At 45.2% G+C, this 16,853-nt stretch carries 15 protein-coding genes; 14 read left to right on the top strand and 1 reads right to left on the bottom strand.

Annotated elements, in window-relative coordinates; translation table 11 throughout:
- Positions 1–7: 7 nt before the first annotated feature.
- Positions 8–1,540 carry a DUF1254 domain-containing protein gene (locus ACJJIL_RS12450; protein WP_282933214.1) on the bottom strand — a complete coding sequence of 511 codons (1,533 nt, stop codon included), beginning with the start codon at positions 1,538–1,540 and terminating at the stop codon, positions 8–10.
- Positions 1,541–2,423: 883 nt separating this feature from the next.
- Between ACJJIL_RS12450 and ACJJIL_RS12445 the strand changes: the two genes are divergently transcribed.
- From ACJJIL_RS12445 to ACJJIL_RS12380, 14 genes are all read left to right on the top strand, one after another.
- Positions 2,424–3,899, top strand: a complete 1,476-nt coding sequence (locus ACJJIL_RS12445) for a class I adenylate-forming enzyme family protein (RefSeq protein WP_445359836.1) — start codon at positions 2,424–2,426, stop codon at positions 3,897–3,899.
- Between the two features lie 92 nt (positions 3,900–3,991).
- Positions 3,992–5,140 carry a type III PLP-dependent enzyme domain-containing protein gene (locus ACJJIL_RS12440; RefSeq protein ID WP_445359835.1) on the top strand — a complete coding sequence of 383 codons (1,149 nt, stop codon included), beginning with the start codon at positions 3,992–3,994 and terminating at the stop codon, positions 5,138–5,140.
- A gap of 3 nt (positions 5,141–5,143) precedes the next feature.
- A complete protein-coding gene (locus tag ACJJIL_RS12435; protein WP_445359834.1) occupies positions 5,144–6,184 on the top strand; it encodes a hypothetical protein in 1,041 nt (346 codons plus the stop codon).
- Positions 6,181–7,014: a hypothetical protein gene (locus ACJJIL_RS12430; RefSeq protein WP_445359833.1), complete on the top strand. Its 834-nt coding sequence runs from the start codon at positions 6,181–6,183 to the stop codon at positions 7,012–7,014. The genes ACJJIL_RS12435 and ACJJIL_RS12430 overlap by 4 nt, the downstream gene beginning before the upstream one ends.
- The gene (locus ACJJIL_RS12425) at positions 7,011–7,541 is read left to right on the top strand and encodes a hypothetical protein (RefSeq protein ID WP_445359832.1); all 531 of its coding nucleotides are present in this window, start codon (positions 7,011–7,013) and stop codon (positions 7,539–7,541) included. Before ACJJIL_RS12430 ends, ACJJIL_RS12425 begins: the two co-directional genes overlap by 4 nt.
- 2 nt (positions 7,542–7,543) lie before the next feature.
- Positions 7,544–8,563 carry a hypothetical protein gene (locus tag ACJJIL_RS12420; RefSeq protein ID WP_444927537.1) on the top strand — a complete coding sequence of 340 codons (1,020 nt, stop codon included), beginning with the start codon at positions 7,544–7,546 and terminating at the stop codon, positions 8,561–8,563.
- A complete protein-coding gene (locus ACJJIL_RS12415) occupies positions 8,556–10,418 on the top strand; it encodes an acyl-CoA dehydrogenase family protein (protein ID WP_444932917.1) in 1,863 nt (620 codons plus the stop codon). Before ACJJIL_RS12420 ends, ACJJIL_RS12415 begins: the two co-directional genes overlap by 8 nt.
- Complete coding sequence (locus ACJJIL_RS12410) at positions 10,415–12,382, top strand: NAD(P)/FAD-dependent oxidoreductase (RefSeq protein ID WP_445359831.1); 1,968 nt, start codon at positions 10,415–10,417, stop codon at positions 12,380–12,382. The genes ACJJIL_RS12415 and ACJJIL_RS12410 overlap by 4 nt, the downstream gene beginning before the upstream one ends.
- Positions 12,379–13,293: an alpha/beta hydrolase gene (locus tag ACJJIL_RS12405; RefSeq protein WP_108732865.1), complete on the top strand. Its 915-nt coding sequence runs from the start codon at positions 12,379–12,381 to the stop codon at positions 13,291–13,293. Before ACJJIL_RS12410 ends, ACJJIL_RS12405 begins: the two co-directional genes overlap by 4 nt.
- Positions 13,290–14,420, top strand: a complete 1,131-nt coding sequence (locus ACJJIL_RS12400) for a hypothetical protein (protein WP_445359830.1) — start codon at positions 13,290–13,292, stop codon at positions 14,418–14,420. The genes ACJJIL_RS12405 and ACJJIL_RS12400 overlap by 4 nt, the downstream gene beginning before the upstream one ends.
- Before the next feature lie 2 nt (positions 14,421–14,422).
- Positions 14,423–14,677 carry an acyl carrier protein gene (locus tag ACJJIL_RS12395; protein ID WP_282933202.1) on the top strand — a complete coding sequence of 85 codons (255 nt, stop codon included), beginning with the start codon at positions 14,423–14,425 and terminating at the stop codon, positions 14,675–14,677.
- Positions 14,678–14,696: 19 nt separating this feature from the next.
- Positions 14,697–15,431 (top strand): tetratricopeptide repeat protein, encoded by a 735-nt coding sequence (locus ACJJIL_RS12390; RefSeq protein ID WP_445359829.1) that lies wholly within the window; start codon positions 14,697–14,699, stop codon positions 15,429–15,431.
- Positions 15,431–16,135, top strand: a complete 705-nt coding sequence (locus ACJJIL_RS12385) for an ABC transporter ATP-binding protein (protein WP_444896901.1) — start codon at positions 15,431–15,433, stop codon at positions 16,133–16,135. Before ACJJIL_RS12390 ends, ACJJIL_RS12385 begins: the two co-directional genes overlap by 1 nt.
- Positions 16,132–16,851, top strand: coding sequence for a hypothetical protein (locus tag ACJJIL_RS12380; protein WP_445359828.1), 720 nt, complete (start codon positions 16,132–16,134; stop codon positions 16,849–16,851). The genes ACJJIL_RS12385 and ACJJIL_RS12380 overlap by 4 nt, the downstream gene beginning before the upstream one ends.
- Positions 16,852–16,853: the final 2 nt, after the last annotated feature.

The raw sequence follows: 16,853 nt of genomic DNA, 5'->3' as shown, positions 1-16,853 counted from the left end.
GGTTCTTTCAATATTCAGTAGGCTCCACCTCTCCAGGGCGCCAGGTTTTCTCCAGCCATGGCCCCAAGGGTCCATACAGTCTCAAGATTACGAAGAAACCTTTGTTGGGTAGGGTCTCCAGCCAGTTTTTCTCAAACCCTTTTGGCGCCTTGGGTCCAAAATAGACGTCATAAGAACCATCGGAATTTTGTCTTATCCCTTTCGACTGGCTGCTTACTGCGGGAAAGGGCTGGCTGGTTTTTAACATTGAGCGCGTTTGGCTGTCGTAGATATTTACTGCCCAAAAGGCATTGACCGGTACATCGGGGGGCAGGTGCAATTTGTATTTTCTAGAGCCGTCAAAGGGCTCTTTATTTTCATCGACAAAGGCAATGGCGTAATCAGAACCTTTGCCAGGTTCAATTGCAGTCATTGCTGGGCTGACACCGGTATAGGGATAGAAGTAGCTGACTCGAGCGTCACTATTAATGGTTTTGCCATCGGGGCCATTGAAGAAGATGTTCTTGCCGGGAAACGCCATTACCCAGGCGCTATCTGTGCCTGGGTAAATTTTGATATCGGAAAGGGATTTGTCTGTCCGTGGATACCAAACGATTGAGCGGGCTATACCATTACCAATTGCAACTGCGTCCGTAAGAATTTTGGTCATTCTTTTATCTGGACTGAAGGCTTTCCCTTTTTCAATGCCTATTGAGGCAAAGAGGCCGCGCGTTTCTGGGTTAAGCATCCCAACCCACTCGTATTGAACGACTTCATTAAGGTGCTTATAGAATTGATAGTCATTGGGGTGGATGGTGTTGAAGGCCTTTCCAGACGCACTGATAAAGACCATCCTTGGCGGGTTACCTTTTTGAGCCAGGGGGTAGATTCTCAAGTTGTCTTTGATGTTTTGCACGGCCTCCGGCAAAGGCTGGTTACTTGGCGAGCGCATAAACACCCACAGTCGGAAGGAGCGAGGGTAGATGGGAATGTAGCCGAAGGGAATATTGCCTTTATAGTCTGGTGGCAGTAACAGAAACTTTCCCCCGCGCCCCTTATCCGGGCCAGAGGAGCCGATATCTTCAACAAAGCGGAACCAGGCATCATTAAACGCGCCCATAACGTCGGGCGGCGAGTGAAACACAGTTGGTCCGTCTCGTTTTAGATCTAAAAAAGCCAGCGTATAGATAGTCGAAGTATTGCCTGTGAGAAAAAGAGACTCAGAGTTCATTAATCGATCGAAAATTAAGACTTCATTGGCAGACTTAGCGCCAAGCTCTCTTCCCCCTTTCATCAGAGCATGTACTGATGCTCCCTGAATTCCTTTGAGGAAACTATCTACCGCACGCATATGATCCAAATAGTCGTAGAGCTTTTCTGCGGTCTGGGGGTAGGGAGCGCCATCGCGGAATTCGAGGGTGCCAATACTACTGTCCACCTTATCTGGAGTACTGATTGACTTCAGAGTCTCTGGATGTAAATCGGCGCAAAGCGGCAGAGAGCTGGTTAACAGAAGAAAAATTCCGACAGACCCAAATGCGTACTGAAGTAATCGAATCAAAATAGCTACCTCTATATGCAAGGCGTGCGTGATACGTAAGTGTGTGGTATTGCTTCCTCTATTGGGGTTATTTCGTGCCAATTTTTTGTGTTAACTGCCGGATTATAAAGATGGCTATCCCCAGGCGTAACTTGGGTATCTTTAGCGATAAGTTTGGTTTAATTTTGATCTGGTGAGGCCGGTGATTCAAAAGGTCAATTTTATTGTAATTATTGGTCTTTCGTATTTAGGCTGGCGCCCATGTTTTGTCTGGCAGACCCGGATTTAGAGGTTTACTTGAAGTCAGTAATTTCACGCCGCTACTAATCTGACCCCCCTGTAGTCGAAATTATTGCATTAATTTGCATTCAAATATTTATCTGGCTTTCAGTGCCGGTAGCCGATCACTTGTAAAAGAAATCTCTCAAGGTTTCATAGTTCTCAAAAGCCACCTTCAGAAAATAAGTTTGGTTAATTTTTAATATTTGCCCATCCTATTTTGTGACCATTCGGTTCAATTTTTTTGGGCTTTATAGGGTTTTACTACCAAAAAAATTATTTTCTTTTTTTGGGTCATTTGATGGAATTAAATCCTGAATAAATTGGTTTTTAATTGCCTATTTTTTTACTTGGTAGTGGTTCGAGATCGGAAAAAGGGTTTATTAACTTCTTGATTTATTTGTCTTTTGGAATGTTTGTAATGTTTAGTCAGATCGAATAATTTCTAACAGGATGAAACTTTTCATGGATTGATAAAGAGGTTGTCATAAGCTTTACAGAAAATGCTTGTCATTATTGGGTCATCCGATTTATAAAATGATCGTCCCATGTAGCCGGTTTGAATAGTTTTTTTTAGGCTTATTCGGACTAGATCAAAAATCTTAGAATAATAAATGGACTAAAAATGTTTTCTCTTGCCAGCCTGTTCGAGAAAGTTGTGAAAAAATGTTGGCAAGGTCGTCTGGAAAATCTGGATGGCGAGGTTTTGACCGCGGCTCACTGTGAGGATGCGTGGCTTTCACTTACAAATGAAGAAGTTTGTTTCAGTGCTGGCGACCGCGTTTTAGTGTGTACTCAGTCTGAAATAGAGGCGGTCGCCATTATGTTGGCGGCGTGGAAGATGGGGTTGGTGGTTGTACCTGCAAAGGGGGATCTGAGCCGCTCTTCAATTAAAATGATCGCTTCAGACTGTAATGCCAAGGCGATATGGCGTGCTGGAAAAATTGAGGCCTTGCCCGATTATCAGCAGGAATGCTCAGAGTTTGAAGTGTCTTCTACTCTAGTGGTCACTGGCGTAGATCTGGCTCTGGTGATCTATACCTCAGGAAGTACTGGTAAGCCAAAAGGCATTATGCTTACCCATCAAAATGTTCTGACCTCCTTGGCCTCAATATCCCAATATTTGGGCCTGACAGCACAGGACAGAATTTTGTGCTTATCCCCTTTATCATTTGACTACGGTCTTTATCAGGTACTATTTGCGTTATATAGCAACTGTACAACTATCCTCTACGACAAACCATTTAACCCCATACAAACCCTTAAAACGATTTCAGAGCGGGATATATCTGTTCTTCCGATCGTGCCAGCAATGGGGGCTGCCCTAGTGAAACTGGTGGGTTTGGTTAAACCTGACCTCAGCAATCTGCGCAGTATCACTAATACTGGGGGTCATTTATCTGAGTACATGATTCGCGCCTGGAAGGAGTACTGCCCAAGTCTAAATGTTTTCTCTATGTATGGTTTGACTGAGTGCAAGCGAGCCTTGTACTTGGAGCCAGAGCTTTGGGAAGAAAAGATGGGTTCAGTTGGCAAGCCGATCCCTGGCCTGGATGCACGGGTATTTATACCTCACTCAGAGGCCAGTAAATTTAGAGAAGCAAAAGCTGATGAGGTAGGTGAGCTTTATGTTCGTGGGGCGGCAGTGATGCAAGGCTACTATAACCCGGCCGCTCAAGGTGGTGCAGAAATCTTTTCGGGCAGATATCGGGACGACAATTGGTTGGCGACGGGAGACCTTTTTACCCGTGATCAGGATGGCTTTTTCTATTTTAAAGGGCGTTCAAAAGACTTAATAAAACAAGGTGGATTTTGCCTGTTTCCAAAGGACTTGGAAAATCATATTGATATGTGCCCATTGGTGCATATCAATGCAGTCATCGGCACTAGAGATAAACTCGAAAATGAAGTGGCTACTTGTATTGTGGAGCTTCATGAGAATACCGCTGACAATCAGAAGCAGTTTCGCACTTGGCTGAAAGCGAACATAGATACTGACTACATGCCGAGAGATATCAGGTTTGTTGATGGAATTCAATTAACCGCTAATAGCAAGGTCGATAGGAAGCGCTTAGAACAGGATTTACAAGTCCATGCCTAATGATCTGAGTATATTTAGGCGGGATCCCGCCTAAAACATAAAACGCTAACTTAATAAAAATATAAACGATACGTTTAACCCTTGGGGGAGTTATGGGTGCACTGTCAGATGCGCTGGTTCAACAGTTGGGCCAAAACAAGAAACAGCTATCTACACCTTGTTATATCTATTCCGTTAAAACTGCTCACGATAACTACAAGCAGCTGAAGGAAGCGCTGGGCACGGGATTGATATACTCTCTGAAAGCCAATAGTTGCCTTGATTTAATACTTCGTTGTGGGCACATTTTTGAAGACGGTATTGAAATTGCATCTATAGGCGAACTAAATCTACTTCCTAAAGGGAATAGCCCCCGATTTGTCAATAATCCATCGGCAGATAAGGCCTTTATACGCGCTGCCATTGCGAGTAAGTGCCATTTAATTATCGACAACCTCAATCAATTAACTTTAGTTGAGGAGTTGAAGGCAAGACGGCCAGTAAACCCCGTCGTTTTAAGGCTTAACCCCTCAATCTTGAGCCACTTTGATAGGAATCAAAAGGGATTAAGAAAAGATCATTTTGGTTTCGACTGGAATGGCTGCCTTGAGGCTTTGGATTTTTGTAAGAAACATGGTATTCCAGTTTTAGGTTTTCATTTGTTCAGGGGCTCATACTCCTTTAATAAAGGTGCTTTCGACACTGCCAAAGTGGCCTTGCAAGTTGTTTATGAGTTTGAGGAAATACTGGGATACCCTCTGTCATTATCCAATCTAGGTGGTGGGTTTGACCCCAATTGGCGAGAGCAGGAGTTTGATTTTGAGCAATATAGAAATTTGATTGCTGAATTTCCAGATCATATCAAGGTAGTTCACGAGAGTGGTCGAGCAATTATGGGCTCAGCCGGTTATTTCGTCACGGAAGTTCGCTATGAAAAGTCCATTAACGGTGACAAGTACGCCGTATGTGATGGGGGAATGGCCCAAAATTTTCTGTTGGCGAAAACAGAAAGTACCTTTAAACGATTCCAGCAACCTCATGTTTTGCGTAATGGGACTCCTCTAAAAGGGAATGATGAGGGGCAGAAAGTCCTTTTAGTGGGCACATCTTGTAATAAGGAAGATGTGATTGGGGAAGTCAACAATATTGACCTTCGAGAAGGGGACTTAGTCATATTTGATGGATGTGGTGCCTATAACGCAAGTTATACCGTAGCACCTTTCCTCAAGTTGCCGGCTCCGAACTCTTATCTGGTGGAGTAGATCATGGAAATGCAATCGGTTGTAGGTGGTTTTGTTCTCAATCAATTATCCAGTATTTCACCAGTGCCCAGCACATTGAAATCGCTGTTAGAAAATTCTTGTGCTCGGCTATTCGATGCATCAATGATTATCGAAGATCCTTTGACAGAGCTTGCACCACTTAGGGACGCTTCGGTTCAGCAGCCATTAGAGCAGTTTGAGCAGACCTTTGTTATTGATCAAATTATTGACACTGTCCGGGATGAAGGACTGGATAATCACTTTCACAATATGATCGGGCTATTTGGCTCGATTATGTTGAGCCTGACTGCTACAGATGATCAGCTTGCCCAGGTCAATAAATGGGTGGAGCAGGGGATTTTCGGCCACTTCCTTATGACAGACCCCGGCGGCCCGAGCCTTATGGGTTGGAAGACAGAGCTGGTTGAAACTGATAGCGACATGCTACTGAATGTCGACAAGATCCACGGCATTGAGGCACATAAGCTTGGCTTTGCCATGGTAGTTACCAAGCAACCGGGAAGGCCTTTTCCCCTGACAGTGATGTTGCCGCCAGAACTCTGTAACCAACTACGGCAGAGTACTGTAGGAGAGCCGTTTTTAAATGGCACCTTACAGCTGGGAAATTGTAAGGGTAAAGTATCAATTACCAAAGACATGTTGTTGAGCAAAGGTGGGTTGGGTAGCGTCAATCGTTTTTTAACACTGGTTCGCCCGCGCTTTGTTAAATCACTAATGCACTTTGTGCTTTGGCTACATGACTGTAAAGAAGCTCATTTGACCAGCGAAGATCAGGCTCATATAGAGTATCTAATTTATTTGTGTAATGAGCAGGTAGCTGCAACCACTTTCTCTATGCACAGTGTAAACCGTGTACTGGCAACGAAATTTACCAGCAATGAGCTTTTGCTGAACCTGGTCTTGTCAGGAAAGATCAAATCCGTGAATCGACAGCGCGATCTGTTGGCTTTCACAAAAATGGAAGGCAGTTCATATCGGTGCTTCTTTGAGATATATAGCAAATTTAAGGGGCTGCGGGTATGAGCCTGTATTTACGATCTGCAGCTTTTATCCCTATAGAAGGTATCACTGTCTCATCCAGTAGTGATGTATCAACTGCCTTTGGTGATATTGCCAGGATTATCCGAAGACAGACAGATAGTGTCTTAGATGCTGCTCCAGAGATAAAAGATTCGCAAATAGATCGCCATTTTTTATGCTCTACCATGATTGAACTTCCTTTGAGTTCATCGGCGATTAGTGAGCAGGACTTCAATTACGGTGATAATGCAAGAGCGCCAGTTACCAGTTTTGTTAATACCTATGAATGTGCATCTTGGGGTTATAGTCTTCGACATTACCTGGCACAAAATCTGGAATCGCGCTACTTAATGGTAAGCATTCTTGACGCCAATGTTTTAGATCTAACGTTTTGGCGAGAAAATGAAAATTGGGGCGATAGTGGTTTTGGTCTCTGTACATTGTTGTTTGAAGTGCGGGATCTTGACAGTATAAACCTTAATGCATCCTGCACGATTACTTATAATACAACTCCGGAATTTGCCACTGTCATCCGAAAAATGGCTGTTGGACGAGATGACCTGACTTTATCTTTGCCGTTCTTTCCAGAGAATATTCGCCAAATTTTCTCCAAATTGTTGTCGGCCAATCAAAAGTTACCAGACTTGCATGATCGATGGGGGCATTGTTTTGGTAGTGATCCCTGGCTGAATATTATTTGCCAAGGCGCTGAAAAAGGCTTTGACAAGCAAGAAAATTTTCTGGCCTGTTCGATTGCATTGAATGGCTATTATTGCACTGTAGAAGTTACCGTTGATGAACAAAGTCACTTCTATCTAATGGAGGCCGCGTGATGAAGACTGTTGAGCTATCAACGTGTCTCGAACGTAACCCCTATCCGGACACATTGAAATCCTGCTTAGCACAAATGCTGCCGTTGAGTACTGAGCAGGACTATCTTGCATTATCCAGTCTACCAGTTAATTCCAGCCCGGTGCTACTGAACCATTCGGAGCACTATCAATTACTGCTGGATATTCTGCGATACTTTGAAGATTCTGAACTGGATATAGACTTAATCTTGATAAAAATGCAGATGCCCGCTGGTGGGCGTATGCCGAGTGCTCTATTACAAGACACCGTTTTAATGCTTCATGACCTGGCTGGTGAAGAAGCAATATTGGTTAGAGAAGGAAGACGATATATAGCTATTGAGGATAGCTTGGTTCGCCACCCATTTGAAGCGGGAACAAACCAGCTAAAAATCAGGTTGGCAGTGGATATTGATTGCCATGATCTCTTAATTGAGGGGCTTTCTAAATTACTTATCGAGTGCGGTTTCGGTGATATAACAATAAATACCATGGACGGGACAGCATAAAGATGTTTATTAAAAACCTATGGGTAGACAGTGGCGGGCAGGTTGATCGATTACTTGATGCCTTGAGAGGACACCTGGATCAATATGATTTGTTACCAGAGCTTATCTATGTGGTTTCTGCGGGAGAGGCTAATGTTCTACAGGATAGTCGGGTTGTAGAGTTTATAGCAGACCTTGAAGATGGTGGGCATAATATCCGATTTGTGGGTAGCGCCTGCACCAGCTTCCATGCTGCAGTATTGAGTTTTTCAAAGTGTAGTGAAGCCGAAGCTTTGATCTTAAATCTCGAACTGGGCAAAGAGCGGCAACAAGAGTGCCTGGATTCATTGGGAATTGGAGTTGGACCTGATCAAGATGGCTTAGATGTTCTTGTAGGTGTGGCGGCTACCTGGATCTGTCGAGAGTATTGTGAAACACATCTCTGTCAAATATCCAGCTGTGATATTCTCTCTCAAGCGCCATCTTTATCTGGCGCACCAGATTTAGTAAAGAGTATTAAGCAGGTAATCTCAACCAGCTCTAGTGATGATACTCGAGTAGTTTCCTTTGATATCCGCTCGAAATGGGCCAAGGGGCTCCTGAAAGGGTTTTCGCACAGCGATAAGGCCTCATGGTTACCCAGTATTGAAGAGGACGGCTGGCACTATTTGAGTATTAAACCTCTGTCTGAATTGATCAGTTATTACATTGAGGAAAAGGTGACTGATCTATGGCTGTTAACTCTAGGGGGTGGCGGCAGGGTAGGTTGCCTGAAAATAGACATTCCTTCGCCCAATTTTCAGGGATTTCTTTCAAGACTGGTAAATGTTGAGAAATTGGTGTTGGAAGACGCCTATATAGATTTTAGTTCCGCCCAGCACCTGGGTGACACTCTAGGCCAGGATTACCTTTCGCATATTCGTGAGGCATTAAGGTATCCCAAGAGGATTTACCGGGGAAGACACAACCAGATATTTGACTGGGTATTAGGGGCAGGTAGTTGGCGTACGCTGTTGGAATATCAAGGAGCAAGACATGGATAATAATATTTATAAAACTGATATAAGAGAATTTCAATTCCTTATTGAAGAACAGTTCCATGAAGCTAAAACTCTGTTCAGCGACCAGATGTTTAAAGGGTGCTCACCAGAGATTCTCCATGAAATTTTAGTTCGGGCTAAAAAATTCTCTTATGAGGTTCTCGGGCCGGGATATCAGGATTCAGATCGAGAGGGATGCCAGTTAGAGAATGGGAGAGTGAAGCTCCCGAGCGCATTCCCTGAGATGTGGCAGAGATTTAAGGATGACTGGGGGAATATCTCCTCATTTGAGGGCGAACAAAATACAACTATTCCGCCCTTTGTAATGCAAATGCTCCTGGAAATGTTTATGGGGGCAAATCCAAGTTTTATGACTTATGGTGGTTTTTGCCTGCCGTCCTCCACCTTGGTGGAAAAATATGGAACCGATCTGCAAAAAGACCTGTTTAGGGACAAATTAGCCACCTCAGAGTGGACATCTTGTCTCTGCCTCACTGAACCCCAGGCGGGAAGTGATGTATCCCTTGTAGAGACTCGCGCTTCGAAACAGGAAGACGGCACTTATTTGTTAACGGGCGAAAAATACCTGATAAGTGCCGGTATGCACGACCTAACAGAAAACACCATTTATTTCGTTATGGGTCGTGGCGAAAAAAGCGGCTCGGGCACCTACGGTTTGTCCTGCTTTATTGTGCCTAAGTACTGGGTTGAAGAGGATGGGAGTCTCGGTGGGTTTAATAATATCGAATGCATTTCTCTAGCTGAGAAAATGGGCTTTAAAGGGTGTGCAAACACTCACCTTCGGTTTGGTGACAATGGCCCCTGTAGAGCTTACCTACTGGGGAATCGTGAGAATGTAGGCTTGTTGCAGTTTCTTACCTTGATGAATCAGGCACGAATCAGCACAGGTGTCTACGCCTTGGGTATGGCTTCCTCAGCCTACTACAATGCACTTTCCTATTCGACAAAGCGTCTACAGGGCAAGAGATTTCACGAGAGCTTTAGCTCTACCGCAAGCCGGGTCAATATCGTTGAGCATACCGATGTCCAGCGTATGTTGTTGGAAATGAAATCCAAGGTAGAGGGCTGTAGAGCACTGATTGCTAAACTGACATTGTCAGAGAGCTTAGTCAAAATCTACCAGGGGCAGGAAGACAAAAAGGATCGCATTGCTCACTACCAGGGTTTAATGAACCTGCTAACTCCAGTTGTTAAAGCCTATATCAGCGACCAGGCTTGGCGTATCTGTGAATTGGCAATTCAAACCTGTGGTGGTCAGGGGTATCTCAAGGATCTGGGTATAGAGCAATATGCCCGGGATATTAAAGTGCTGGCAATCTGGGAGGGAACGAATTATATCCAGAGCCAGGACTTGATCCGCGATAAGTTAGGATTGGGTAATTCCAGTAAGCTATTCCAATTCTATCAGGCAGAAATTGATAATTTCCTCGATCGGGCCACGGACTATCCTCAGTTTGAGATTGAATTTGAGCGCTTAAAGACCTCGTTTGGACATTTCGAAGCAGCACTGAAAGCTGTGCAGGTATGGGTGAAGACAAAAGAAATGTTCAAAATCCCTGCCTATAGCACACGTATTCTACATATGCTTGGTGATATAACCTTGGCCTGGCTTTTATTGGAGGCTGCATGCGCGTCATCAGATAAGTTGAGTCAGGACCTGAACGATACTGATGAGGAGTTCTATCGCTCGAAAATAGTCAGTGCTAAATTCTTTATTCGCAATGAGTTACCCCGCACCAAGCTGGTGCTGGATATCCTTCAGGATCAGGACTCTTTTTGTGAAATGGACGCTTCCTCCTGGAATTCATTATTGTCAAATGTGGAGGCTGTCTCATGAACAAGCTTGATCAGCTGGAATCCAATTACGATGTAGTGATTATCGGTGGTGGATGGGCTGGCTTAACCCTGGCCCGTCAGCTTAAACTCAATAAGGATGCTTTAACCATATTGGTTGTTGAGGCAAATACTGAGTTTAAGGCCAAAGTTGGTGAAGCGACAGTGGAGATGACCGGCCACTACTTTATGAAGCAGTTGGGCTTGGTGAATTATCTCTATAGGAATCACTTGCCTAAAAATGGTCTGCGTTTTTTCTACGATAACCCTGAGCATACACTGTCATTAACAGAGATGAGTGAGCACGGAACCACCAGTATTCCGCCTCATCCAGCTTTTCAAATTGACCGGGCCAGATTGGAATCCGACCTTGTCGATATGAATAGGGCGAATGGCATAGAGGTTATTCAGGGCGTAAAAGCAAAAAATCTTAACATACAGCCAGGTGATGAACTCCATTCTATAGAGCTTATGGAAGATGGCGCTAGCGGAGTGGTTAACGCCCGCTGGTTAGTAGATTGCAGTGGTCGAAATCGGGTTGCTAAGAAGCATAAGAAGCTTACCCGTGTTGAGAATGTCCCTAAACACTTCTCTGCCTGGGGTAGGTTTAAGAACATACAGGATATCGACTCCATGGGAGATATGAATTGGAGGAAGAAGGCCTTTGGACGCTTTCTTTCAACGAATCATTTTTCTGGAGATGGTTACTGGGTTTGGTTTATACCTTTAAGTGGTGGCTATACCAGTGTAGGTATCGTTGGCGAGAATAGTAAATTCGACAAGCCGCCCACAAAGAAGCAAGATTTCCTAGATTTTCTGTTGGCTTATAGAGCTATTTCGGAGCTTCTGGAAGGCGCCGAGCTTATTGATTTCGAGGCCTGGGGACAGCTTGCCTATAGAGCGGATGAGTTTATCTTTGAGGACCGCTGGGCTACCTCCGGATTTTCCTCGATGTTCCTTGATCCTCTGTTTAGTGGTGGGGGCGACATGATAGCCCTGTTTAATGACCATATTTGTAAATATATTGTTGCCGATATCTCAGATAGTAATCGTGATGAAGCTCAGCAGCGGCTTGCAAAAGAATTGCCGATCGCGAATCAAGTGGTCACAGAATTTTACCAGGGCCTCTATGCCCATGTAGCAAATGTATACCCGGTTATTGACTCTGCTGAACTGTGTTCCCCACTGCTGGCCTACAACACCGCTGCTTATTTCCTGGAGAGTGCCTGGGATTATATGTCAGGTAATTATCTGGATCAGGAGTACTGGCTACGCAAGAGTTACCTGCGCCGTGGATATATGGCCCTTGAGTTAATCCTGCAACGCCTGTTAGTTGAAACGGCAAAAGAACTTAAAGCTCAGAATCGATATTTTCGCAGAAATAGTGAAGGTTTCTTTGAGTCCGGTGCCGATCACTATAAGTACTTTGTATATTTAATGGGAACCCAGGGCCGGGACGGTTGGCGAATCGATCTGCGGGTCAAACTTTGGGTTGAAGTTTTCCTGAGTGTTGTCCAGGCGCGACTTGACCTCCCTAAACTGGCAAACCGGATGGTTGTTCAGCAGGCTATTACCCTGCCTGATCTTTTACAAAAGCCAAATATGAATGGGGCTGACCTCAATTGGCTGCTTGAGAAGTTATCTATCAAGCTTACAGATCTAGTCAATGAGGATATGGCAGATCCAGTGAGCGTTATTGTATCGGAAGAGTCCTTCCACACAGATACGATTGAAGTTATGGATCTTGCGGGTAGCTACTCCAATAAAGAACTTGCTGAGGTTAACAAGAAAGCAAAATCTATCTGGGTGCAGACTCAGGAGTATATTGCGATCCCCAGTATGGTTCCTGTATTTCTTGCTTTTGCACGCAGTCAGCCGGATAGCATAATGGATTCGGTCATTGACCAGCGTGAAGCTATGCGCACAGCTGAATTAGACTCTGCTCATGCGGATTCGGAGGTTGTGTGATTCAGGAATTCTTTCAGGCGCGGGATGGAAAAAAACTCTCCTTTCGCTGGTTGCCGTGCGATGAATCTGACTTGGTGCTTGTCTGCATGCACGGGAGCACGTTCAGTAGCCAGTGGTATTTAATGTTCGGACGAATGGTACACCGGAACGGCATTAGTGTGTGTCTGCCGGACTGGCGAGGCCATGGCAAGAGTGAAGGTGTTCCGGGGGATCTCGATTATTCCGATCAACTGCAAGACGATCTTGCCGACCTATTAAAACACCTCAAAAAAAGAGGGGCTAAGGCCTTTGTTCTTGGGGGGCACAGCGCGGGATCATTGGTTGCACTTAAATATCTGCACCTATATGGCAGTAAAGATATTGCAGGTTTTTTTGCGATAGCACCGCCTCTGACTCAGTCAGAGGAAACAAGAAAGTATGATATTCCCGCATCTGGCTTTGAGTATTACATTCGTTACGGAAGGAAGCGTCACTATACGCGGCCTAGGGCATCGGCTGGTGATCAGAATCTGCCAAAAATAAAAATGCTGAAATATTGGCTGGCACTTTTGTTCCCCCCATTGAGGAAGTTATCAGTGCTGAGCTTTCCCCCGGTGGGATCAGCAGCGGGGAATCAGGGGCGAGTTCTGGACTGCACGTTTAACTTACTCAGTGCCTATAACGTAAAGAGATACGCGGATCTCTTTGCGAGTTTAAATGTACCTTGCCACTTTTTTGTCGGTGAGAAGGACGAAGTACTTGATACCCATGTGCTCCACACTGTATTGAGCTGGTATCTCTCGCCCAGTATTAAGGCTGGACTCACTGAGTTGCCCAGAGCTACTCATATGTCAGCTATTTCTGCTTCGGCAAAACCTATTTCCAACTGGTTGACAACTTTGATGCGGCAACCTGAGGGGGCTGTTGCATGAGACCTAGCAAAGGCAAAACTCCCCTGATGCGAGAAAAAGTGTTGCCTGTCGGTGCAGAAGTTTCACTGAGTTCATTTTTAAGTGATACCGATTGGGGAGCAGGGCATGGCGAAGATTGGACATCTTTAGGAACTATAAAGAGAAGTGATAAAAACACTTTTCACTTGCAAGTTGGCAAGGCGTTTCGCTTTCCCCTTTATTATTACCTGAAGGATGATCGTCTATTTGTTGGTCAGGATTTATCACTATTTCCTGCTGTTGGTGCCGATACGGTAGATTGCCACTACTTAATTGAAATAGAGTATTTTGGTTTCTCCACAGAAAGAAAGAGCCTTTTGCAGAATGTTAAAATGCTCTTTCCTGAAGATGATGTTGTTATATCAGCCAGAGAGCTTATTTGGCTCTCTGCTGAACATTATCAATCTGGGTCATTTGATGTAGCCCTGGTGACTCCTGAGGAAGCTACCGATAAACTCTTCAACAGTTTACCTGAGGTAACCTCTAAGCTTTTCTCGCCTGTTGATACCACTTTTTATGCTCATATTGCCAATCGTTTGGTGGAGTCAAGCGGCACCAAATTAAAAGTGGGTAGACGAAGCCTGCCTTTAACGGTTGGCTATCAGGAGAAGCGGGCAAAGATCTTTAATAAGGCTCATAAAAATAGAGTCGTAGAAGGGATCGATCTACAAAGTTACACCGACATGGTGAAGGAAGAGTTGGATCGAGCCTGGAAGGACTCAGAATCAAGTCTCGATAGGGAAGATTATACCTTCCAAACTTTCTATCTGCCTTTTGCCCAGTTTTTACTCAATATACTGGCAATGAATACCAGCAAGATGGTGGAGATTGTTGAAGGTTCGGGAGATGAGGGTGTAACTCCCCCGGCACTGTCAATAAGTGATAAACCTATCTGTAATATTTACGAATCTTTTCAGCGGGTGTTTTTTTATGGACACCATTGGCTTGCAAAAGTCTGGTTCTATATACCGCCCATGATCAGTTCTGCTGCCATAAAACAGCAGCAAAAATACTCAGAACGAGAGCAGCATGTTTGTGTTTTTACTTTAACATTGGACTACTTGCTGCGATTTAATAACTTAAAAATAGGAAATGTTACTGGAGATTAATTATGTCTACAGCAGTTGTAGAGAACAAGGTACAAGAGCTTTGTGAGCAAATAGCTCTTATGCTGAATGTTGATGCTGTCGATGCAGATACACCCATTGCAGAACTCGGGGTGGATTCCCTGAATATTGTCGAGGTGATTCTAATTTGCGAGCAGTTATACCCGGGGGTGATGAGCCCTGAAAATCTTGTTTTCGATGAGCACACCACCCTAAGGGAAATGGATGGTCAACTACTTGAAAACTCGGAAGAAGTCTAGCGTACTTCGGGAGCAGTCAATGTTTAAAAAAGTACTTACCATTCTTATCAGTAGTTTTTTTATTGGAAATGTTGTCGCCTGGTTTTCAGGTGCTGCTCCCATCGAGTTTGGCAAGATTGCCTATTCAGAAGGCGAGATGGAGCAGGTGGAGTTTCTCCAGCAGGAGATTGGTGAAAATAGTACAGACCCCGACTTGATGTTGGAGCTTGGGCAGTTATTTAGTCACCATAACGAGCTTGAAAAGGCTGCACACTTGCTGGAAGCCGCGTATCAACAGCGTCCAGAGGACATGTTGATACGTGCAGCGTATTACTCCAATGAGGGCAAGCGCGCAGGTGCAATGTTTGATCCTGCGATGGGTCTTTACAAGCTCTACCGTCTACGCCATGCGATGGATGAGGTGGATCAAGCGGGTCTCAGTGCCGATTCAGACTTTAATGTACGCTTGATACGGCTGATTACTTTTTCTTATGTAGGAGAAGTAAGCGGCCACTTTGAGCGGGTGTTCGAAGATGAAGCCTGGTTTAAGAATCTGATGGATTCAGATCCCGATCTATTGCCGGCTGCTATGCAGCAGGTGGTGTATTTGTCTTTGGCTAATGCCTACTGGGTGAAAGCTGGAGAGGGCACTGAGGATTTGGCAGTGGCCATGGATTACTACCAAAAAGCAATAGCAATGGCTCCTTGTCCTGCCACGATGCAAACCTCTTGTGAGCAACTGGGGCAAATGGCAGTGGCCCTGGGTAAAAGTTAATGTTGGTTGAGCTTAAGCGTGTTTCAAAGCGCTATCGATTGGGCGATCTCTGGGTCGATGCCTTACGGGATATAGATCTTGCTATCGATCGAGGTGAGTTTCTGGCTGTGAAAGGGCCCAGCGGTAGTGGTAAGAGCACATTATTGAACCTTCTATCCGCATTGGATCAGTGTGATTCCGGATCAGTTCATATTGATGGCGTTAATCTTGGGAGTTTGGGAGAGCATCAGCGCTCCCTGTTCCGAGGTCGTCATATTGGGATTGTTTTCCAGTCTTTTAACCTGATTCCCGTGCTTACAGCACTTGAGAATGTGATGTACCCGCTGACACTGCGGGGGGCTAACAATGCTAGGCAACTAGCGTTAGACGCTCTGGAAGCAGTGGGGCTTGCCAAGTTGGTTAATCAGCGTCCTACCCAGCTTTCGGGAGGGCAGATGCAGCGAGTGGCGATTGCCAGGGCAATTGTCAGTAAGCCAGATCTGGTGCTTGCGGACGAACCTACAGCTAATCTGGATTCGCGCACGTCGGAGAGCATTATGAGCCTTATGAAGCAGCTCAACCGGGAGCAGGGTGTCACTTTTATTGTAGCCACCCATGATGATTATGTAACCAGCTTGGCATCTCGTGTTATCACGGTGCGAGATGGTCATTTGGTAGAGGATACAGCTTCGCCTCAAGGAATTGTTCAGGAGGCTATTGCATGACAGCAATCATAAAAATGTTGCTGGCTAGGGGCCCGCTAACTAGAGCGGCTTTGGCTATTTCAGTTGCATTCTTAATTTCTGCACCAGCTTTGGCGGAAGACTTCGTCTTTCCAACTCCGATTCCATTCACCAATAGCGAAAGGGAAGCGCTGTTTGCTGCTGTCAATGGAGAAACGACCAGTGAGCAGAGAAAGCAGGCCTACTTGGCTCAGCTTGCGCGCCTTACGTCGATGGAAGATGCAGAGTTGCAGGATGTTGAGGAGTTAGAGGCTCTGATGCAGTCACTGGTGGAGAGTCTCCCGGATGACCCCGAACTCAATGCTGCATTGGGATCGACAACTTCCTTTAAATCCAGCTTCTACCTTGATCGATTGGCAAAACTATCGCTGTTCTCCAGACGAGGCAATCGCATGATGGATCGGGCTGTTAAACAATCTCCATTCAATCTGGGCGCCCGCCTTCAGCGGGGAATCAGCTGTGCCAATATGCCGGCCTTTCTAAAAAGAGCGCGCTACGCTGTTGAAGACCTGGAGCTGGTTAGGGAACAGGTGGGCAATCGGTTCGGTAAAGAATTTCTTGGTTTTGTAGAGTTCTACCTTGCCCAGGCTTACGAGCGCAATAAACAGCCCGATGATGCCCGGGTTCTTTGGGGAAAGGTGGCCGAGTCGGATACCGACTGGTCCGCTAAAGCCAAGCATGCGCTTCGGAGTATTTAGTC

This window comes from Microbulbifer maximicatervae (SeqCode) (genome assembly GCF_052468095.1).
This window is presented reverse-complemented; position numbering and strand designations above follow the sequence as displayed.